This window comes from Pseudomonas sp. xss_4 (genome assembly GCF_043104125.1).
GTDB lineage: Bacteria > Pseudomonadota > Gammaproteobacteria > Pseudomonadales > Pseudomonadaceae > Aquipseudomonas > Aquipseudomonas parafulva_B.
In genome coordinates this window covers 54,331-75,120 of record NZ_JBICKJ010000016.1, presented here as the reverse complement: position 1 = coordinate 75,120, position 20,790 = coordinate 54,331, and the positions used below count along the sequence as shown (strand labels likewise).

18 protein-coding genes are annotated in these 20,790 nt (G+C 62.6%); 4 read left to right on the top strand and 14 right to left on the bottom strand.

The window, feature by feature from the left end; genetic code table 11:
• The first annotated feature begins 11 nt into the window (after nt 1–11).
• Entirely contained in the window at nt 12–1,289 is a 1,278-nt protein-coding gene (gabT, locus tag ACF8GB_RS02570; RefSeq protein ID WP_196124563.1) for a 4-aminobutyrate--2-oxoglutarate transaminase, read from the top strand.
• 78 nt (nt 1,290–1,367) lie between these two features.
• Here gabT and ACF8GB_RS02565 read toward each other — a convergent pair whose 3' ends face one another.
• Both ACF8GB_RS02565 and desA read right to left on the bottom strand, forming a co-directional pair.
• Complete coding sequence (locus ACF8GB_RS02565) at nt 1,368–2,354, bottom strand: sensor domain-containing diguanylate cyclase (protein WP_145253854.1); 987 nt, start codon at nt 2,352–2,354, stop codon at nt 1,368–1,370.
• A gap of 128 nt (nt 2,355–2,482) precedes the next feature.
• Nucleotides 2,483–3,667: a delta-9 fatty acid desaturase DesA gene (gene desA, locus ACF8GB_RS02560; RefSeq protein WP_196124562.1), complete on the bottom strand. Its 1,185-nt coding sequence runs from the start codon at nt 3,665–3,667 to the stop codon at nt 2,483–2,485.
• A gap of 208 nt (nt 3,668–3,875) precedes the next feature.
• Here desA and dibA point away from each other — a divergent pair, with 208 nt between their 5' ends.
• On the top strand, nt 3,876–5,771 hold the full coding sequence (gene dibA / locus ACF8GB_RS02555) for a phosphodiesterase DibA (protein ID WP_196127041.1): 1,896 nt from the start codon (nt 3,876–3,878) through the stop codon (nt 5,769–5,771).
• 38 nt (nt 5,772–5,809) lie between these two features.
• On the opposite strand, the gene ACF8GB_RS02550 is transcribed toward dibA, so the two are convergent.
• The 9 genes from ACF8GB_RS02550 to tcyJ form a co-directional block, all read right to left on the bottom strand.
• A complete protein-coding gene (locus ACF8GB_RS02550) occupies nt 5,810–6,454 on the bottom strand; it encodes a methionine ABC transporter permease (RefSeq protein ID WP_058604699.1) in 645 nt (214 codons plus the stop codon).
• On the bottom strand, nt 6,444–7,553 hold the full coding sequence (locus ACF8GB_RS02545; RefSeq protein WP_392475185.1) for a methionine ABC transporter ATP-binding protein: 1,110 nt from the start codon (nt 7,551–7,553) through the stop codon (nt 6,444–6,446). The genes ACF8GB_RS02550 and ACF8GB_RS02545 overlap by 11 nt, the downstream gene beginning before the upstream one ends.
• Nucleotides 7,554–7,558: 5 nt before the next feature.
• A complete protein-coding gene (locus ACF8GB_RS02540) occupies nt 7,559–8,356 on the bottom strand; it encodes a MetQ/NlpA family ABC transporter substrate-binding protein (RefSeq protein ID WP_197844581.1) in 798 nt (265 codons plus the stop codon).
• On the bottom strand, nt 8,349–9,740 hold the full coding sequence (locus tag ACF8GB_RS02535) for an LLM class flavin-dependent oxidoreductase (protein WP_392526504.1): 1,392 nt from the start codon (nt 9,738–9,740) through the stop codon (nt 8,349–8,351). Before ACF8GB_RS02535 ends, ACF8GB_RS02540 begins: the two co-directional genes overlap by 8 nt.
• The gene (locus ACF8GB_RS02530) at nt 9,740–10,921 is read right to left on the bottom strand and encodes an SfnB family sulfur acquisition oxidoreductase (protein WP_392526503.1); all 1,182 of its coding nucleotides are present in this window, start codon (nt 10,919–10,921) and stop codon (nt 9,740–9,742) included. Before ACF8GB_RS02530 ends, ACF8GB_RS02535 begins: the two co-directional genes overlap by 1 nt.
• A gap of 49 nt (nt 10,922–10,970) precedes the next feature.
• On the bottom strand, nt 10,971–12,212 hold the full coding sequence (locus ACF8GB_RS02525; RefSeq protein WP_392526502.1) for an SfnB family sulfur acquisition oxidoreductase: 1,242 nt from the start codon (nt 12,210–12,212) through the stop codon (nt 10,971–10,973).
• Nucleotides 12,213–12,497: 285 nt separating this feature from the next.
• Nucleotides 12,498–13,256 carry an L-cystine ABC transporter ATP-binding protein TcyN gene (gene tcyN / locus ACF8GB_RS02520; RefSeq protein WP_058637062.1) on the bottom strand — a complete coding sequence of 253 codons (759 nt, stop codon included), beginning with the start codon at nt 13,254–13,256 and terminating at the stop codon, nt 12,498–12,500.
• A 2-nt stretch (nt 13,257–13,258) separates the two neighbouring features.
• Nucleotides 13,259–13,927 (bottom strand): cystine ABC transporter permease, encoded by a 669-nt coding sequence (gene tcyL, locus ACF8GB_RS02515; protein WP_023535780.1) that lies wholly within the window; start codon nt 13,925–13,927, stop codon nt 13,259–13,261.
• A complete protein-coding gene (tcyJ, locus tag ACF8GB_RS02510; RefSeq protein WP_058604706.1) occupies nt 13,924–14,718 on the bottom strand; it encodes a cystine ABC transporter substrate-binding protein in 795 nt (264 codons plus the stop codon). Before tcyJ ends, tcyL begins: the two co-directional genes overlap by 4 nt.
• Before the next feature lie 275 nt (nt 14,719–14,993).
• Between tcyJ and epsC the strand changes: the two genes are divergently transcribed.
• Both epsC and betT read left to right on the top strand, forming a co-directional pair.
• Entirely contained in the window at nt 14,994–15,926 is a 933-nt protein-coding gene (epsC, locus tag ACF8GB_RS02505; protein ID WP_392526501.1) for a serine O-acetyltransferase EpsC, read from the top strand.
• A gap of 305 nt (nt 15,927–16,231) precedes the next feature.
• On the top strand, nt 16,232–18,193 hold the full coding sequence (gene betT, locus ACF8GB_RS02500) for a choline transporter BetT (protein WP_178091243.1): 1,962 nt from the start codon (nt 16,232–16,234) through the stop codon (nt 18,191–18,193).
• A gap of 80 nt (nt 18,194–18,273) precedes the next feature.
• Here betT and tauD read toward each other — a convergent pair whose 3' ends face one another.
• The 3 genes from tauD to tauB are packed head-to-tail and all read right to left on the bottom strand — an operon-like array spanning nt 18,274 to nt 20,777.
• Nucleotides 18,274–19,107, bottom strand: a complete 834-nt coding sequence (tauD, locus tag ACF8GB_RS02495; protein ID WP_392526500.1) for a taurine dioxygenase — start codon at nt 19,105–19,107, stop codon at nt 18,274–18,276.
• 48 nt (nt 19,108–19,155) lie between these two features.
• Nucleotides 19,156–19,995: a taurine ABC transporter permease TauC gene (gene tauC / locus ACF8GB_RS02490; protein WP_078477816.1), complete on the bottom strand. Its 840-nt coding sequence runs from the start codon at nt 19,993–19,995 to the stop codon at nt 19,156–19,158.
• Nucleotides 19,992–20,777, bottom strand: coding sequence for a taurine ABC transporter ATP-binding subunit (tauB, locus tag ACF8GB_RS02485; RefSeq protein ID WP_392526499.1), 786 nt, complete (start codon nt 20,775–20,777; stop codon nt 19,992–19,994). The genes tauC and tauB overlap by 4 nt, the downstream gene beginning before the upstream one ends.
• Nucleotides 20,778–20,790: the final 13 nt, after the last annotated feature.

Here is a 20,790-nt window from a genome sequence, read left to right as displayed (position 1 = left end):
ATGAGGGCATTATGAGCAAGACCAACGAATCCTTGATGCAACGCCGTGTCGCCGCCGTTCCACGTGGCGTCGGTCAGATCCACCCGATTTTCGTTGAATCGGCCAAGAACTCCACCGTCATCGACGTCGAAGGCCGCGAACTGATCGACTTCGCTGGCGGTATCGCCGTGCTGAACACCGGGCACCTGCACCCAAAAGTGGTTGCAGCGGTGCAAGAGCAGCTCACCAAGGTCAGCCACACCTGCTTCCAGGTGCTGGCCTATGAGCCCTACGTAGAGCTGTGCGAAAAGATCAACAAGCTGGTGCCAGGTGACTTCGACAAGAAGACCCTGTTGGTATCCACCGGCTCCGAAGCGGTCGAGAACGCCGTCAAGATCGCCCGTGCCGCGACCGGCCGCGCTGGCGTGATCGCCTTCACCGGCGGCTACCACGGCCGTACCATGATGACACTGGGCCTGACCGGTAAAGTCGTGCCGTACTCCGCAGGCATGGGCCTGATGCCAGGTGGCGTCTTCCGTGCACTGTTCCCGAGCGAGCTGCATGGCGTCAGCGTTGACGATGCCATCGCTTCGGTCGAGCGCATCTTCAAGAACGATGCCGAGCCACGTGACATCGCCGCTATCATCCTCGAGCCCGTACAAGGCGAGGGCGGCTTCCTGCCAGCGCCTAAAGAGCTGATGAAGCGTCTGCGTGCCCTGTGTGACCAGCACGGTATCCTGCTGATTGCCGACGAAGTGCAGACCGGTGCAGGCCGTACTGGCACCTTCTTCGCCATGGAGCAGATGGGCGTTGCGCCTGACCTGACGACCTTCGCCAAGTCCATCGCTGGCGGCTTCCCGCTGGCCGGTGTGTGCGGCAAGGCTGAATACATGGACGCCATTGCACCGGGCGGCCTGGGCGGCACTTATGCCGGTTCGCCAATCGCCTGTGCTGCGGCCCTGGCCGTCATCGATGTATTCGAAGAAGAAAACCTGCTGGACCGCAGCAAGGCCGTGGGCGAGCGCCTGACTGCCGGCCTGCGTGAAATCCAGCAGAAGCACCCGATCATCGGTGACGTGCGTGGCCTGGGTTCGATGATTGCCGTCGAAGTCTTCGAGAAAGGCACTCATGCCCCTAACGCTGCAGCTGTCGCCCAGGTCGTTGCCAAGGCACGCGACAAGGGTCTGATCCTGCTGTCCTGCGGTACCTACGGCAACGTCCTGCGTATTCTGGTGCCGCTGACCGCCGAAGACGCCCTGCTGGACAAGGGCCTGGCCATCATCGAAGAGTGCTTCGCTGAACTCGCTTGATGTAGCTGGCTTTAAAAAAACCCGCTTCGGCGGGTTTTTTCATGTCAGCAATATACAGACGGCAGGCGGCGGCGATGCTCACCCCTGAACGATCTGGTTCTTGCCTTGGCGCTTGGCTTGATACATGGCTGCGTCGGCGCGGGCATACAAGCTGTTCAGGGTGTCATCGTCATCCAATAAACCCGTCAGACCCTGACTCACCGTCACGCTGTAGGTCTGGCCCTCCTGGCCGAAGCTCAGCCGCTGAACCTCCCGCTGCAACCGTTCGGCGATCTGTTCTGCCACTTTGGCCTTACAGCCCGGGAACACCGCGGCAAACTCTTCACCCCCGATCCGGCCGAACAGATCACCTCGGCGCAGTACGGTCCTGCCGCTGTGGGCGATACGCTGCAGCACCTGGTCGCCTTCCTGGTGGCCATAGCTGTCATTGATGTTCTTGAAATCGTCGATGTCCAGAAGCAGGAACGTCAGCGGTGTACCGTCTTCGCGTGCCTTGTCAAACGCCTGCTTGGCGCATTCGAAGAAGTGGCGACGGTTACTGCTCTGGGTCAGGACATCGGTAGTGGCCAGGCGCTGAAGCTCGCCCTCCAGTCGTTTCTTGTCGGTGATGTCTTCGGCAATGCCAACGATGGTTACCCGATCGTTACCTGGCTGCTGGCTGACGTAGCACTTGTCGCTTAACCAGCGCAGTTCGCCATCGCCATTGAGAATGCGGTATTCGCGGTGTTCCACGGAGCCTGTGGACAGTACCTGAGCCAGGCTCTGTTCGGCAAATTCAAGATCATCCGGATAGATGCTGTCGCGCCATACGTTGAAGTCGGCCATGACCCGGCAGACAGGGCGACCGAAGATGCGCTCGAATGCAGGGCTTACGTAGAGCACTTGCCGCGTTTCCCAATCGAAGGCCCACAGTACGGCGTTGACACTTTCGAGCAGCGAACTGAACAACTGCTCACGTTCGCTGAGGCGGGCGACTTCGCTTTGGGCATGCATCAGTGCCAGCAGGGTTTGAGCAGCGTCGGGGGGAGGAGTACCGGGCAGAATCTTGGGATTGTTCTTGGCCATGTGCACAGGGCGCGCTCGACGGGTAAAGGTGCGGCCACCTTCCGGCCGATGTGGGCAGTTCGAGTCGAAACAGAGCAGTGAAGTTCCTGAGCTTACGCCCCAGAACGGGGCGTATCGATCAACGGAGGTCAGGCAGCGGTCGGGCGCAGGGAATAGGTTTTCAACTGTGACGCAAAGTCGCGTAGGGCGTGGATGCCACTGGTCTCGGCCTCATGCACCCAATCCTTCATGGCGGCAAGCATGTCGTGGCCGTTGGCGCTAGTCCGCGCCCAGATCTGCTGCAGGGCCAGGCGTTTCTCGTAAATGGTCTTCAATGCCTGGCTGTGCGCCAGCATGGACTCGATACGGACATGGTGGCGATCCTCCAGCAAGCTGGTCTCGCGGGACAGCAGGCGCTTGGCGCGTCGGAAATGGTGGCTGACCGAGGCATCGACGCGGGCCAGTTCCTGTTTGACCAGCGGGCCGATCACAAGCTTGCGGTACTGGGCCATGATCTGGAAGCGGTTGTTCAGAATGGCCATGGCAGTGTCCATGTCCAGGCTGGCCTTGCCGGCAACGCGGTGGGCGATGGGGGCCACGCGCTGGACCTTGGCCAGCCGCAGCAGGCAGAACAGGCGAATCCACGCCCAGCCCATGTCGAATTCCCAGCGCCTGACCGAAAGTTTGGCCGAGTTGGGGTAGGTGTGGTGATTGTTGTGCAGCTCTTCGCCGCCAATGACGATGCCCCAAGGCACCAGGTTGGTCGCAGCGTCGCGGCATTCGAAATTGCGATAGCCCACGGCATGGCCCAGGCCATTGACTACCCCGGCTGCCCAGAAGGGAATCCACATCATCTGCACGGCCCAGATCGTGATGCCGGCGGTACCGAACAGCAGCAGGTCGATGAGCGCCATCAGCACGATACCGCCCAGCTTGTAGCGGGAGTAGAGGTTGCGTTCGACCCAGTCGTCCGGGCAGTTCTTGCCGTAGATGCGCAGGGTCTCAGGGTTGCGCGCCTCTTCGCGGTAGAGCTCGGCCCCTTTACGAAGCACCGTGCTCAAGCCCTTGTAGACTGGGCTGTGCGGGTCGTCCGGGGTTTCGCACTTGGCGTGGTGCTTGCGATGAACAGCGGTCCATTCACGGGTGTTCTGCGCCGTGGTGAGCCACAGCCAGAAGCGGAAGAAATGCTTGAGCCCGGAATTGAGCTCCAGCGCGCGATGCGCGGAATAGCGATGCAGGTAGACCGTGACGCTGACAATGGTCACATGGGTCATCAACAAAGTGATGCCGACCAGTTGCCAGGCCGACAAGTCGAGCAGGCCGTTGTACCACATAGGTAGAGATACCCTCGAAATTCAGGGGAAAGGTGCGATTATCCCTGGGTCGGGAAATAAAACCAGTCAAAGCTGACCACGCGATGTTTCAGCGGGGCGGCGGTGCCCGGCATGCCTTGGCGCGAGGCCTTTGCAAAGCGGCAACCGCACGTCGGGCAGCAGAAGCTTTATAATCCCCCAACACTTTCCATGGGCAATTCCACCCGACATGTCTGTTTCCGTTCGCGACGCCTTGCGCATGGCTGCGCTCTATGTGGTGCTCTCGATCCTCTGGCTGGTGCTGGCCGAGGTGGTGCTGCACAGCATGACTGAAGACCCCCTGGCCCTGACGGTGGGGCGCCAGATCAACGTCGTGGTCTGGGTGTTGCTCAGCGCCTTGCTGATCTACGTCTCGCGTGTGCGGCTGTTGAACTTCATCGGTGCCGGTGCGCGCCTGCGCGGCGAAGACCGTGAGCGCCTGCGCATGGCCGCCGCGGTGTTCGACTGCACCCTGGAAGGGGTCCTTGTGACCGACCGGCAGGGGGTGATCGTGCACGTCAACCGCGCGTTCATGCGCATCACCGGCTATCAGCAGGATGAGGTCATCGGCCAGCGCCCGAGCAAGTTCAAGTCGGGGCACCATGGTGCCGCGTTCTACCAGCAGATCTACGCGGCCCTGACCGAGACTGGGGAGTGGAGCGGCGAGATCTGGAACCGCCGCAAAAGCGGTGAAATCTATCCTCAATGGCAAACCATTCGCGCCATTCGCGACGACGAAGGCGAACTGAGCCATTACGTGGCGGTATTCAGTGACATCAGCGCCATCAAGCATTCGGAGCAGGAGCTGGCCTACCTGGCCCACCATGATCCCCTGACCGACCTGCCCAATCGCCTGTTATTCACCGACCGGGTCCAACAGGCGTTGGCTGCGGCCCAGGCCAAGAAGCGCGGTTGTGCGCTGCTGCTTCTGGATCTCGATCATTTCCAAAGCATCAACGACGGGCTGGGTCATACGATCGGCGATCAGTTGCTTAAGTTGGTGGGCGCCCGCCTGGGCGAAGTGGTGAGCAGCGGGGTCACCCTGGCGCGCCTGGGCGGCGACGAGTTCGGCGTCCTGGCCGAGCACTGCCAGGACCTGGGGCAGGCGGCAAAGCTGGCCCAGCGCATCATCGAACGCATGCGCGAGCCCTTCCTGTTCGAGGGCCATCGCTTGTTCATCAGCGTCAGCGCAGGCATCAGCCTGTTCCCAAGCGACGCCCTGAGTGCCGAGCAGTTGCTGCGCAATGCCGATTCGGCGCTGTACAAGGCCAAGACCAACGGTCGCGCCTGCTACGCCCTGTACACCGAGGAGCTGACAGCGCACGCCCAGTTGCGCGTGGAAACGGCCGGGGAATTGCGCCGCGCCCTCGAGCAGGATGAGCTATGCGTGTTCTATCAACCGGTGCAGGACCTGGCCTCGGGCAGCCAGGTGGGGGTCGAGGCGCTGGTCCGCTGGCAGCATCCCCAGCGGGGCCTGGTGGCACCGGGCGAATTCATTCCGATTGCCGAACGCACCGGTCTGATTGCCGAAATCGATGCCTGGGTGCTACGCCAGGCGTGCCTGCAGATGGTGCGCTGGCAGCAGGAAGGCCGCCCACTGGCATTCGTGGCCGTGAACATCTCGAGCCGGCTGTTTGGCCAGCATGAGTTGTACCGGCAGGTGGCCGATGTGCTGCATGAAACAGGCCTGGCGCCAGCGCTGCTTGAGCTGGAGGTCACGGAAAGTGCGGTGATGGAGGACCCGGAAGTGGCCCTGGAGCAGCTTCACCGTCTGCGCGAGCTGGGGGTAACCCTGGCCATCGATGATTTCGGCACTGGGTATTCCTCGCTGCTACGTCTCAAGCGCATGCCCGTGCAAAAGCTCAAGATCGACCAGGGCTTCGTGACCGGGCTGCCGTGCGATGAGGATGATGTCGCCATCGTGCGTGTGATCATCGCCCTGGCCCGCAGCATGGGCATGCAAGTGCACGCCGAAGGCATCGAGCAGCAGGAGCAGGCCAGCTTTCTGTTGCAGGAGCAGTGCCAGCTGGGGCAGGGCTACTGGTTCGGCCGGCCGGTCGCCGCAAAGGACCTGCGCTGGGAATGAGGCCAGGGGCTGGCTTGGCGCCAGCCCTTCGCCTTCGCTCATCGCTTGTTCAACCCTCGGGCCAGCCGATCGCCACCCAGCTGGATCAGTGCCACCAGAGCCACCAGCATGGCGATCACCGTCAACATGATCTGGCTGTCGAAGCGCTGGTATCCATAGCGGTAGGCGATGTCCCCCAACCCTCCGGCACCGATGGCGCCCGCCATGGCGGATGAATTGATCAGCGTCACCAAGGTGATGGTGAAGCCGCCGACGATGCCTGGCAGGGCTTCTGGCAGCAGCACGTGCCAGACGATGTGCCAGCGTCGGCACCCCATGGCCTGCGCCGCCTCCACCAGGCCGTGGTCGACCTCTCGCAGGCTGACTTCGGCGATGCGGGCGAAAAAGGGCGTGGCCGCGATGGTAAGGGGCACGATGGCCGCCCAGACGCCATAGGTTGTGCCGACTACCCACCGCGTAAAGGGGATCAGGGCAACCATCAGGATCAGAAACGGCACCGAGCGAAACAGGTTGACGAACGCGCCCAGCACCCGGTTGAGCAGCGGCGCCGCATAGATGCCGCCCTTGTCGCTGGTCACCAGCATGACGGCCATCGGTACGCCCACCAGCAAGGCGATCAGCGAAGAAACGCCCACCATCAGCAGCGTGTCGAGCAAACCCTCCAGCAGACGATCAACCCACATGGCCCAGCACCTCCACATCTTCGGCCCAGCGCCGACTGCGTTCCAGGAGGCGGTTGGCGTCATGAGGCGAGTGCTGCACCGACACGATCAGTTGCGCCAGGATATGCGCGCCGATGGATTGCACACCCCCCTGCAGCAACCGCACGCGTCCGCCCAACTCGGCGAACAATGCCGACAGATCGGGCTCGCCGAAGGCTGTCAGCTTCAGCACGATGGCGCTGTCGGGGCTCGATGGCGCAGCCTTGATGTTCGCGGTCAAGGCCTCTGGCAAGGTCGGTTGCAGGGGCGCCAGCAACGTGCGCGTGGTGGCGTGCCGCGCCGCGCCGAACACCTGCCAGACCTCGCCCTGCTCGACCAATTGGCCACGCTCCAGTACCGCAACCCGATGGCAGGTGTCGCGCACCACGGCCATTTCATGGGTGATCAGCACGATGGTCAGGCCCAGGCGCTGGTTGATGTCGCGTAGCAGTTGCAGGATTGAGGCGGTAGTCTCCGGGTCCAGCGCCGAGGTCGCTTCGTCGCACAGCAGGATACTTGGGTCATGTACCAGAGCGCGGGCAATGCCCACGCGCTGCTTCTGGCCGCCCGACAACTGCGCAGGGTAAACGTGATGCTTGTCCTCGAGGCCAACCAGTTGCAGCAGCTCGCGCACCTTGTGCTGGCGCTGCGCTTTGGCGACGCCGGCCACCTTCAGGGGTAGCTCGACGTTCTGCCATACGGTCTTGGCTGACATCAGGTTGAAGTGCTGGAAAATCATGCCGATGCTTCGGCGCAACCCCACCAGTGCGTCCTCGTCGTAGCTGGCAATGTCCGCCTGCTCGATCAGCACTCGGCCTTGCGTAGGCTGTTCCAACCGGTTGATGGCGCGCAGTAGCGACGACTTACCCGCCCCGCTGCGGCCGATGATGCCGAAGATTTCACCGCGCTGGATGTTCAGGTCGATGCCTTGCAGGGCTGGCTGGCTCTGGCCTGGATACGTCTTGCCCAGCCCGATGAACCGCACATGGGCGTGGTTGACGTCAGGGCGAAGGTACAAGTGTTCAGCCTGACGGGGTGGTGCAGGGGACTCGAGTGCTCGCCGTGCAGTGGACTGGCTCATCGCTGTCACTCCCAACCGGCCTGGTAGAGCGTGCCATGAGCCTTGTCCAGGGCCGCACGTACAACTGGCGAGTGCTGGTAGATGTCGACGAACTTGGCCAGGCGAGGGTCATCCTTGCTTTGTGGGCGAATGACGAACTGAATCACGTATTCCTTGTTCTCCAGGCCATCGAAAAGCAGGGCCGAGGTGGCGTCAAAACTGTTGGCTAGCCGAATGTAGGCGGGGTAGCCCTGCACCAGGTCCGCGTCGTCATACGCCCGTACCAGCTGGACCGCTTCGACCTGAATGATCCTGAGCTTTTTCGGGTTGGCCGTGATGTCCTGTTCGGTGGCCTTGTAGCCCACACCCGGTTTGAGCGTGATCAAGCCAGCCTTGGCCAGCAATTGCAGGCCGCGTCCGCTGTTGATCGGGTCGTTGGCGATGGCGACGCTGGCACCTTCGGGCAGGTCGACGAAGCTTTTATAACGCTTGGAATACAGGCCCACGTTGTTGATGATGCCTGGGGCGTAGGGCACCAGATCGAAACCGGCAGCAGCCTTGGCGTTTTCCAGAAAGGGAATGTGCTGGAAGTAGTTCACGTCGATGTCGCCACTGTTGAGGCTGACATTGGGGGCTATCCAGTCGCTGAATTCGATCAGCTTCACCTCGAGCCCTTGCTTGTGCGCCTCTTCGACGGCGGCTTCCAGCGGGATGGCGAAGGCTGAGGTGGTGCCGATCTTAAGCGGCTCATCGGCCAGGGCTGCGCTGGAGAAGCCCAAGGCAATCGCGACGGCCGCAATGGGACGAAATAGTTTTTCAAGCATGGTGCAAGGCTCCAGTCGAGGCGGGGGCAGGCGCAAAGCGGTAGGTCGAGCCAGGGTGATCGGCTGGCAAGTAGGGATGGTCGGTTGCGAACAGCTTTTCGCGCAGCGTGCCGCCGGCGTAGGCGGTCTTGTAGCGGCCGCGCGCCTGTAGCGGCGGAATCACCAGGTCGATGAAGTCCTCAAAGCTTTCCGGTGTGACGGTGCGGGTCAGGTTGAAGCCGTCCAGGTCGGTTTCGTCGGCCCATGCGATCAGCTCATCAGCCACCTGCTCGGGGTCGCCGACCAAGGTGACGTAGCGACCGCCCAAGGCGTGCTGTTGCAGCAGGCGGCGTCGGGTCCAGGCGTTTTCCTGCAGTTGGCGGGTGGCCGACTGGATGGCGTTGCCTTGGGTAAAGGCAATCGGCTCGTCCAGATCGAAGGCCGCAAAGTCGATGCCGGTGGAGGCGGCAAAATGCGCGACGCCGGCTTCGGGGCTGGCATGGCTCAGGTATTCGGCGTGCTTGGCCAGGGCTTGTCGCTCGGTGGGCGCCACGATCACCGTGATGCCCATGAAAACCTTGACTGCCATTGGGTCGCGACCCGCAGCCCTGGCAGCGGCGCGCACCTTGTCCACCTGGGCGCGGGTTGAAGCCTTGTCCTGGCCGCTGATGAACACGCACTCGGCATGGTTGCCCGCAAACGTCAGGCCGCGCGGCGAGCTGCCAGCCTGGAACAGTACCGGCGTACGTTGTGGCGACGGCTCGCACAGATGATAGCCTTCGACATCGTAGAACTCCCCGTGGTGATGGACCTTGCGTACTTTGTCGGGGCGCGCGTAGATGCGTTGTCCGCGGTCAGCCAGCACGGCATCGTCGGCCCAGCTTCCCTCAAGCAGTTGGTACAGCACCTTGAGGTATTCATCGGCCTGGTCGTAGCGACGGTCATGCTCAGGCTGCTGGGTCAGGCCCATGGCGCGCGCAGCGCTGTCCAGATAGCCAGTGACGATGTTCCAGCCGACTCGGCCATTGCTCAGGTGATCCAGGGTCGAGAGACGGCGTGCAAACAGATAAGGTGCTTCATACGTGAGGTTGGCCGTGAGGCCGAAACCGAGATTGCGGGTGACGGCGGCCATGGCAGACACCAGCAGCAGAGGGTCGTTGACCGGCAACTGGATGGATTCCTTTAACGTTACGTCCAGCGACTGGCCGTAGACATCGTAGGTGCCGACGATGTCGGCGATGAACAGACCGTCGAACAGGCCCCGTTCCAGCAGACGCGCCAAATCGGTCCAGTATTTGAGGGTCTTGTACTGGGTCGACGTATCGCGCGGGTGCGTCCACAGGCCATGGTTGATATGCCCCACGCAGTTCATGTTGAAGGCATTGAGCAGGATCTGCCGGGCCATCAGATGGTCCCCCGGCGCGGTGGGTTTTGCTCGTTGAGGTAGTAGTTGCCGATGGCGTGGTATTTCCAGCGCACCGGGTCGTGCAATGTGTGTACCCGGGCGTTGCGCCAGTGGCGGTCGAGATTGTGTTCGGCCAGCGTGGCCTGACTGCCACTGAGCTCGAACAACGTGGTGCCGGCGGACAGGGCTATTTCCGTGCTGATGGCCCGTGCCTCTGCTACGGCAATGGAGGCCGCGGCTACGGTTTCGGCCGTGCTGTCGTCACGCGCGCTGTCCAGGTAGTGGCCTGCGCGTTCGAGCAAGGCTTCGGCAGCGTGCAAGCGGATAGCCAGCTGCCCGAAGCTCTTGACGGTCAACGGATCGTCGCTCGCCTGGTCCACGCCTGAGTCCACCCATGGCCGGCTGCGGGTCCGCACGAAATGCAAGGCGTCCTCATAGGCTGCCCGGGCGATGCCGGTATCGATGGCGGCATGAAGAATCTGCGCCAGCGGGCCTACCGGGGTGGGGCGATCGAACACGCTCTGGAACGGCACGACGTCCTGTGCGCTGACGGGGACGTTATCGAACACCACCGAACCGCTGCCGGTGGTGCGCTGGCCGAAGCCACTCCAGTCGTCGATCACCTGCAGGCCGGGGCTGTCGGCAGGCACGAATGCCAAGTGCTGGACGCCTTGGTCATCGATCACCGAGGTGGGTATGCGCTGGGCGTATAGCGCGCCAGTGGCGTAGAACTTGCGACCGTTGATGCGAAAGCCATCGCCTTCGCGGCTCAGGCGTGTGGTGCGGTCATTGGCTGTCTTGGTGCCCAGTTCTGCCAGGGCATTGCCGAACCGCCGGCCTGCCAGCACTTCGGCGTACAGACGCTGCTGCTGTTCGGGCGTGCCGTTTACCCGCAGCACTTCCAAGGCATAAAAATGGTTTTGCGGAATCTGCCCGAGCGAGCCGTCGGCCTGCGCGATGATGGCGATGACCTTGGCCAGGGTGACGTTGGATACGCCCGCCCCGCCGTAGGCCTTGGGTACGCTGATACCCCATAGGCCCGAGCGTGTGAACAGCGCCAGCTCAGGGTGTGGCAGACGCCGCTCACGGTCGCGCACCGCGCTGTCGGGGCGTAGCTGGCGGGCGATGTCCAAGGCAACGGCCAAGGCTTCGCCGTCGCTGGTAATGATGCGTGTGGTCATGGTGTGTCTCCGGTGCCCCGGACCGCGCAGCGGTCCTGCAGGCTACCCATCAGATCCAGGAATGCCGCGCGGGCAGGGTGCCGTTGAGGTGGTACGCGCCAACTGCGTGGTATTTCCAGCGCACCGGGTCGTGCAGGGTGTGCACGCGGGCGTTACGCCAGTGGCGGTCGAGGTTGAACTCGGCCAGGGTCGCGCGGCTGCCAGCCAGTTCGAACAGTTTCTCGCTGGCCTGCAGGGCAATCTCGGTGGTCAGTACCTTGGCCTCGGCCACCGCAATCGACGCACGGGCAGCCGACTCGGCATCCACCGGTGCTGCGTTGACCTCGTCCAGCACCTGCCCGGCCCGGCGCAGCAGCGCCTCGGCGGCATGCAGTTCAAGCTTCAGGCGGCCGATGTCGGCGATGACATAGAGGTCGTCGCTGGCGCGCTCTACCTGGGCTTCGACCCATGGGCGCGACTTTGTGCGCACGAAAGCAATGGCGTCATCGATGGCGGCCTCGGCAATGCCTGCGTCGATGGCCGCCTGGATGAGCTGCGAGGCGGCGCCCTGGGTATTGGGTACCTCCCGCTGGCGCCAGTTGTCGATAACCAGGTCTGCCTCTACCGGAACGTCATCGAGCAGTAGCGTTCCGCTGGCCGTGGTGCGCTGACCAAACCCCGACCAATCGTCGACGATGCGTAACCCGGGGGTGCCGCGGCGCACGAAGGCCAGGCGCTGGCGACCTTCCTCGTCCAGCGCCTTGACCGCCACCCAGTGGGCGAACAACGCGCCGGTGGAGTAGAACTTCTCGCCACTGATGCGATAGCCGTCACCTGCGCGGTTGATCCGTGCCTTGAGGGTGAGGGTGTCCTTGGTTCCGCGCTCAGGGCCTGCATTGCCGATTCGCCAGCCGTCCAGCACGCTGCGAAACAGCACTGCCTGTTGCGCCGGCGTGGCTGTCAGGCGCAGCAGTTGCAGCATGCCGAATTGGTTCTGTGGGATCTGCCCCAGCGCAGGATCGGCAGCGCTGATCAGGCGGAACACTTCGGCCACGGTTTCGAACGACACATCAGGGCCGCCGTAGGCCTTCGGAACGCTGATGCTCCCCAGGCCACTGCGGGTAAACAATTCGATTTCGGCCCAGGGCAGTTCGCGTTGCTGATCCCGACGGGCAGCCTGTTCGCGCGCGACAGCGGCGACTTCACGTGCAGCTTGCAGCGCTTGGGCATCGCTGTGCAGAACCTTGGCTGGCAGCAAGGGCGGTGCACTGTCGAGCACGCTGCGGGAGGCAATAAGGGCTTGGCTGGACATCAGTGCCGCTCCTTGGCTGCACTCAATGCCCTGGCGTTATGCACTGGGGTGATGGTGATCCTGACCATTGCTGACCTCACATGTGGGTTATGCCGCTACAGCTGATCGCGACAGACGTATGCTGGTCCGGTGGTCCGGTGTATATACCGTAAGGGTTTATAAAATATTTATGAACTAACGCTTTGGAATATATATAGAAGCGCGTCGCCTGCCCCCAGGCGACATGCATTCAGGCGTGAGCTGAGTGACGTACGGGCTACTACAGCGCTGGCTGGCTTTGCAGGCTTATTCAGAAGCAGCCGTGCCCAGAAACTTGCGCAGGAATTGCCGCGTTCGCTCCTGTTGCGGGGCCGCGAACAACGCCTTGGCCTCACCTTGCTCCACTACCACACCCTTGTCGAAGAAAATGACCCGGTTAGCCACGTCGCGAGCGAAGCTCATTTCATGGGTAACGATGATCATGGTGCGTTTTTCTTCCGCCAGGCTGCGAATGGTCGCCAGGACTTCGCCTACCAGTTCCGGGTCCAGCGCCGAGGTGGGTTCATCGAACAGAATCACCTCCGGCTCCATGGCCAGGGCACGGGCAATGGCCACCCGTTGCTGCTGGCCCCCGGACAGGCGACGTGGATAGGCGTCTTCCTTGCCTGCCAGGCCCACCTTGGCCAATAGACGCCGGCCAAGGTCCACCGCTTGGTCGCGCGGTGTTTTCTTGACGATCACCGGCCCTTCGATGACGTTCTCCAAGGCCGTGCGGTGGGGAAACAGGTTGAAGTTCTGGAACACAAACCCAGCTTGTTGGCGCAGGCGACGTATGGCGCTGTGTTGCGGGCCGAGGGGGCGGTTGGCGTCGATGCTGATGGCGCCGATCTTGATTTGCCCGGCATCGGGCGTTTCCAGCAGGTTCAAGCACCGCAGGAAAGTGGTCTTGCCCGACCCGCTGGGGCCGATTATCGCTACCACTTCACCCGGCTGCACCGTCACATCGATGCCATCGAGCACGGTCTGGCCCTTGAAGCGTTTGGTCAGGCCTTTGACTTCGATCATGCTCAGTGCTCCTGGTCATGTTGGTTGACCCGCGCTTCCATGCGGTTCTGGAAGTAGGCCAGGATGCTGCACAGCACCCAGTAGACCACGGCCACTGCCACGTACATGGTGAACACCTCGAACGTACGTGCTGTGATCAGCTGGGCCTGACGGAACAGCTCCGGCACCTGAATGGTGGCGGCCAGTGCGGTGTCCTTGACCAGCGAGATGAAGCTGTTGCCCAACGGCGGCAACGCGGTGCGCAGCGCCTGGGGCAGTATCGCCCGGCGCATGGCTTGTACGCGGGTCATGCCGATGCTGGCCGCTGCTTCCCACTGCCCACGGTCGATCGAAGAGATCGCGGCGCGCAGGATCTCGCAGATGTAGGCGGCCATGTTCAATGACAGCCCGATCAGCGAGGCGGGGATCGGGTCGAGCTCGATGCCGATCTGGGGCATGCCGAAGTAGATGACGAACAGCTGCACCAGCAGGGGCGTGCCTCGGAAGAACGATACGTATATCCGTGCCAGCCAGTTGAGCGGCAGCACTTTGGACAAACGCATCAACGCCAGGGCAAAGCCCAGCACCAATCCGAAAAACATGCCCCCTACGCTGAGCAGCACGGTGTAACCCGCACCCTTGAGCAGGAAGGGTGCGGAGTCGGCGACCAGTTGCAGGCTTTCAGCGATCATCGGGTGACGTCAGCACCGAAGTACTTTTCGGACAGCTTGGCCAGGGTCCCGTCCGCCTTGAGCTTGTCGATGGCCGTGTTGATGGCGGCCAGCAGTTCAGGTTCGCCCTTGCGCATGGCAACCCCGCTCTCCAGTCGCGAGAAGGCATCGCCCGCCAGTTGTGTGTCCTTGGCTTTCTGGGCGTATTCAAGCGCAGCCAGGCGGTCGATCAGGATGGCATCGATGCGGCCATTGCGCAGGTCTGCAAACTTGCTGGGGTCGTCCTCATAGGTCCGCACTTCGGCCTTGGGCACATCCTGCTTGACCCATTGCTCGTAGTTGGTACCCAAGCCTACACCGACTTTCTTGCCTGCCAGGTCCTGAGCGCCCTTGATGCCGAGCTGGTCAGCCTTCTTCTTCAGCACCAGCGCCTGGATACCCGAGACGGTGTAGGGTTCGGAGAAATCGTATTTCTTCTTGCGCTCTTCGGAGATGGTGACCTGGTTGACGACGATGTCCAGCCGCTTGGACTCCAGCGCAGCCAGGATACCGTCCCATTTGGTCGGCTGGATCTTGGCCTTCACGCCCAGTTCCTTGGCCAGCAATTCGGACAGCTCGACTTCGAAGCCGGTCAGCTTGCCGTTTTCATCCTGGAAGCTGAACGGCGGGTAGGTGCCTTCGAGGCCGACGCTGATCACGCCTTTTTCCTGGATGGTCTTCAATTCTTCGCCGGCAAAGGCCTGGCCAAGCAGGCCCGTGCCCAGCAACAGGGCCAGGCTGGCATTGAGTAGCGGTTTGGCGAACTTCGACATGTCTGAGCCCCGAGCGTGTTGTGAATGAAGTGATGGCGACTATAGGGTTGGATGCGCAACGCAGGAAATAGTCAAAAATTATCGCACCTTGCCTATTTATGCGTTTGGAAATTGTCCATTGATCTTGAGGGTAGGCGAGGACGGCATGGCTGTCATCGCCCTTGCCTTGCGATGCAGTGTAAAGAGGTAGAGATGAGGGCCTGGTCCACGGGCTTGCCCGTAGAATGACGGCATCGACAACAGAACAGATAGCCTAAAAGGCAGGAGAACACACCGTGAGCGAACAACCCGCCTCCGGGCACTGGCAACTGCAGGGGATCGTGGCCGGCTTGCGCGGTGCCCGTGAGCAATGGCGCACCCGCAATGGCCGCAGCAGCGGCGAGCAAGGTGGCCGGGAACTGCCCTCGCGCGAAGCGGTACGACAGATCCTCGAACAGCTCTGCGGCGCGTTGTTCCCCATGCGTCTCGGCCCGGTGGACCTGCGCGAGGAGAGCGAGGATTTTTATGTCGGCCATACCCTGGACGCCGCGCTCAATGCGTTGTTGGTGCAGGCACGCCTGGAACTGCGCTACGCCGCCCGGCAAGGCAAGGAGGACCTGGCGGGTGTCGATGCCCATGCCCTGAAGCTGATCCAGGGCTTTGCCGCGGCGCTGCCAGGCATGCGTATGCTGCTCGATACCGACGTGCTGGCGGCCTATCACGGCGATCCGGCGGCACGCAGTGTCGATGAGGTGTTGCTGTGCTATCCCGGCATCCTGGCGATCATCCACCACCGTCTGGCCCATCACCTGTACACGGCCGGGCTGCCATTGTTGGCACGGATCAGTTCGGAGCTGGCGCATTCGGCGACGGGTATCGATATTCATCCCGGGGCTCAGATCGGCCCAAGCTTCTTCATCGACCACGGTACCGGCGTGGTCATCGGCGAAACTGCGATCATCGGCGAGCGCGTGCGGATTTATCAGGCGGTGACCCTTGGCGCCAAGCGCTTCCCGAGCGATGAGTCCGGCACGTTGCACAAGGGCTTGGCCCGTCACCCGATCGTCGAGGACGACGTGGTGATCTATGCCGGCGCCACCGTGTTGGGGCGTATCACCATCGGGCAGGGTTCCACCATCGGTGGCAACGTGTGGTTGACGCGTAGCGTACCGCCGCACAGCAACATCACCCAGGCCAACCTGCAGCTCGATTGCCAGGACAAACAGTGATCCTAGGCGGTGCCTTGGGCAGGCACCAGACCGTTACATGCACCTTCAGCCGGGGTAGCGCTAGGGCAAGTCAGGCTGGCCAAAGGGTGCTTCCAAGGCATTACCAATCGGCGCTTCAATTCGCAATGAGGCTCAAACCATGTTTAACTTGAACGCTTGTTCAATTAAAAAAACGCTGGTCCGCTGCCGGTGTTCATCAGGAGGATTCCTTTGCTGAACCCGTTAATTATGCGTCTTTCGTCCTTTGACGAGGTGCACACGCGATGAGTGCACCGACCCCTTCGCTTGCCCCTGGCAAGATCCGCATGAACCCTCCGGTGTTCTATTTCGCGGCAAGTTTCATTCTTATCTTCGGCCTTGTGGTCATTACCAATCCGCAAAGTGCGGGCCAGTGGTTGCTGGCGGCGCAGAACTGGGCTGCCAACACGGTAGGCTGGTACTACATGCTGGCAATGACGCTGTACCTGGTCTTCGTGGTGGTCACCGCCGTATCGGGCTACGGCAAGATCAAGCTCGGTGCCGACCACGACGAACCCGAATTCAGCTACCTGTCGTGGGCGGGCATGCTGTTTGCTGCGGGGATAAGCATCACGCTGTTCTTCTTCTGCGTCTCCGAACCGCTTACCCACATGTTGCAACCACCCCAGGGTGAAGGGGGCACGGTTGAGGCGGGCCGGCAGGCAATGCAGATCCTGTTCCTGCATTGGGGCCTGCATGGTTGGGGCGTCTTTGCCTTCGTCGGCATGGCGCTGGCCTATTTCGCCTACCGGCACAATCTGCCGCTGGCCTTGCGCTCTGCGCTCTATCCGTTAATCGGCAAGCGCATCAACGGGCCTATCGGCTATGCGGTCGACGGCTTCGGCATCATCGCCACGGTGTTCGGCCTGGGGGCCGACATGGGCTTTGGCGTGCTGCACCTCAATGCCGGCCTGGATTACCTGTTCGGCATCAGCCACAGCCAGTGGGTGCAGGTGGTGCTGATCACGCTGATGATGGGCGCGGCGGTGGCCGTGGCAGTAGCCGGTGTGGAAAAAGGCGTACGGGTGATGAGCGACATCAACCTGTTCCTGGCCTGTGCGCTTTTGCTCTTCGTGCTGTTCGCAGGCCCCACCCAGCACCTGTTCAACACCCTTATCCAGAACCTGGGCGACTATTTGGGCGCCTTGCCGCGCAAGAGCTTCGATGTCTATGCCTATGGCGATAACCGTGAGTGGCTGGGCGGCTGGACGGTGTTCTACTGGGCCTGGTGGATCGCATGGGCGCCATTCGTGGGCTTGTTCATCGCGCGCATTTCCCGTGGGCGGACCATTCGCGAGTTCGTCTTCGGTGTGCTGCTGATTCCGCTTGGCTTCACCCTGGCGTGGATGTCGATCTTTGGCAACAGCGCACTGGACCAGGTCATCAATCACGGCATGACCGCATTGGGCCAGGCCGCGTTGGACAACCCGTCGATGAGCCTGTACCTGCTACTGGAGACCTATCCGTGGAGCAAGGCGGTAATCGCCATGACGGTGTTCGTCAGCTTCGTGTTCTTCGTGACGTCGGCAGACTCCGGTACCGTGGTGCTGTCCACGCTGTCGGCCACCGGCGGCGATGCCGACGAGGACGGCCCGAACTGGCTGCGCATCTTCTGGGGTGCCATGACGGCGCTGGTGACCAGTGCCTTGCTGTTCGCCGGCAGCATCGATTCGCTGAAGTCGGCGGTGGTGCTCACCTCGTTGCCTTTCTCGCTGATCCTGTTGTGCATGATGTGGGGGCTGCACAAGGCCTTCTACCTGGAGTCGCAGCGCCAGATCGCGCAGATGCATTCGCTGGCTCCCTTCGCCCAGTCGCGCCGAGGCCGTGGGGGTTGGCGCCAGCGCCTGAGCCAGGCCGTGCATTTCCCTTCGCGGGACGAGGTGTACCGGTTCATGGACGATGTGGTGCGCCCGGCCATCGCCGATGTGCGTGAGGTGTTCGAGCAGAAAGGGCTGGTGCTGATCACCCAGGACGACCCGAGCCATGACAACGTCAGCTTGAAAGTCGGCCATGGCGATGAGCAGCCGTTCATCTACCAGGTGCAGATGCGCGGTTACTTCACGCCCTCGTTCGCCCGTGGTGGCCTGGGTGCCCATGAGTTGAAGAACCGCCGCTATTACCGGGCGGAGGTCTACCTCAGCGAAGGCAGCCAGAATTACGACCTGGTGGGCTACAGCAAGGAGCAGATCATCAACGACATCCTCGACCAGTACGAACGGCACATGCAGTTCCTGCACCTGGTGCGCTGACCCTCCGCGCCAGACCAGCCCTGAAAAGGCGAACCACCAGGTTTGACCTTTCAGGGCTGGGGCATCGGCCATCCCTCTCGTTAATAGGGCGCATCGCCCAGGATCGTTGCCCTGTGCATCACCCGCCGGCTTGGCCGGTAGTCATCCACCGCGTAGTGCTGGGTGACGCGGTTGTCCCAGAACGCCACGTCGTTTTCCTGCCAGCGCCAGCGGATCGTGAACTCCGGCCGGGTGGCATGGGCGAAGAGCAGCTTGAGCAGCGCTTCGCTTTCCAGCTCGCTCAGCTCATTGATGCGCGTGGTAAATCCCTCGTTGACGAACAGTGCCTGGCGCCCACTCACCGGGTGCGTGCGCACCACCGGATGCGACAGCGGCGGGTTCTCGCGCCGGGTCTGCTCCCAGCGCGCCAGCTCCTGTGGCGTGGTGCCAAAGCGCTCCAGCGGAAATGACTTGGTGAAGTCGTGGGTCGCCGTCAGCCCGACCAGCATCGCCTGCAGTGGCGCTGACAATCCCTCGAAGGCTGCAATGCCACTGGCCCACAGGGTATCGCCGCCATAGGCCGGCAACTGCTTGGCACTGAGCACTGCGCCCAGGGCCGGTGTCGGTAGGAAGGTCACGTCGGTGTGCCAGACGGCGTTGTCACGGACGTCGGTGACCGCAGTATCGAGCACCAGCACCTGGGGCGTGCCGGGTACGTTGGGGTAGATGGGGTGGATATGCAGGTCGCCAAAGCGGGCGGCAAAACGCGCCTGCTGGACGGGGGCGATGGGCTGGTTGCGGAAGAACAGCACCTGGTGGCGAAGCAACGCGTGCTCGATGGCATCGCGCACCTCGTCGCTGATGTCGCGGGCAAGGTCCACGCCGCTGATCTGTGCGCCCAGCGCCGGGCTGAGTGGGGTAATGGTCAGGCTCATGTCGGTCTCTTCAGGCAGGCGCCCTGACGGGCGCACGAGCGGTAGGGGTCAGTGGCTTTGCCCGTGCCAGGGCACCAGTCGGCGTTGCAGCGCGCGCAGGCTCATCTCCAGCGCGAAAGCGATCAGCGCGATCAGCAGGATGCCCAGCACCACCACATCGGTGACCAGAAACTGCGCGGCCGACTGCACCATGAAGCCAAGGCCGCTGGTGGCGGCGATCAGTTCGGCCGCCACCAGCGTCGACCAACCGACGCCCAGGCCAATCCGAATGCCCGTCAGAATGTCGGGCAGCGCGCTTGGCAAAATCACGTGGCGAATCAGCTGGACCCTGGTCGCGCCTAGCGATTGCGCGGCGCGCAGCTTGGCAGGGTCGGTGGTGCGCACACCCGTGGCAGTGGCGATGGCGATGGGCGCGAAGATCGCCAGGTAGATCAGCAGCACCTTCGACAACTCGCCGATCCCGCACCAGATGACGATCAGCGGCAAGTAGGCGAGCGGGGGGATGGGCCGGTAGAACTCGATCAACGGGTCGAAAATGCCCCGTGCCACCCGGCTATACCCAATGGCGATACCCACCGGAATGGCCGTGAACACCGCAGCCAGCAATGCCGTGCCGATACGCCCGAGGCTGGCGCCAAGGTGCTGCCACAGGCTGGCGTCCATGTAGCCCTGGGTAAGCAAGACCCAGGCTTTGGCCATGATGTCAGCAGGTGAGGGCAGAAACAGGGGCTCGACCCACCCGGCGGCCGTGACCAGCCACCAGGTCAACACCAGGCTGGCCAGGGTCAATGCGCTGATCCAGCGGGTGGGCAGCAGACGAGCCCGGCGGGCGGCAGGTGCTGATTGAACAGTGGGCTCACTGGCCGCTGGCATATCAAGGCTGCTCATGCGCGCTCCGGGGATTGACGGTGGGAAAAGACCCGGGCCAGCACATGCTCGCGAGCCTCGATGAAGCGCGGGTCGGACTTGATCGCCCGCGCCGACTCGCCGTTGGCGTAACGCTGGCCGAAGTCCAACTCAAGCCGCTCGACGATGCGCCCTGGGTTGGGTGCGAGCAGCACCAATTCAGTGGCGAGAAACACGGCTTCCTCTATGTCATGAGTGATCAGGAATACGGGTTTGTCGGTGCGCTGCCAGATATCCAGCAGCAGCGTCTGCATGTGCTCGCGGGTGAACGCATCCAGTGCGCCGAACGGTTCATCCATCAGCAGTACGCCAGGGTCGGCTGCCAATGCACGGGCCAGGCCCACGCGCTGCTTCTGGCCGCCTGAAAGCTGCCATATGCGCCGCTCGGCGAAATCCGCAAGGTCGACCAGGGCAAGCATCTCGCGTGCCTTGGCTTCACGTGCCGCGCGTGGCACACCGGCCAGTTCCAGGCCAAAGGCGACATTGCCCAGCACGTTCTGCCAGGGCAGCAGGGCATCGTCCTGAAAGACCACGCCACGCTCGGCACCTGGCCCCTGCACAGGAACGCCGTCGAGCGTGATGCGTCCCGCGCTGGGACTGACGAATCCTGCGACCAGGTTCAGCAGCGAGGTCTTGCCGCTGCCTGAGGGCCCGAGCGCCACCAGCAATTGCCGCGGCCCTAGGCTCAGGGTGATGTTGGCCAGCACCGGGCTCGCGGCACCCGGGTACTGTGCGCTGATGCGCTCCAGTTCGAGCAAGGCCATGTCAGGCTCCTGT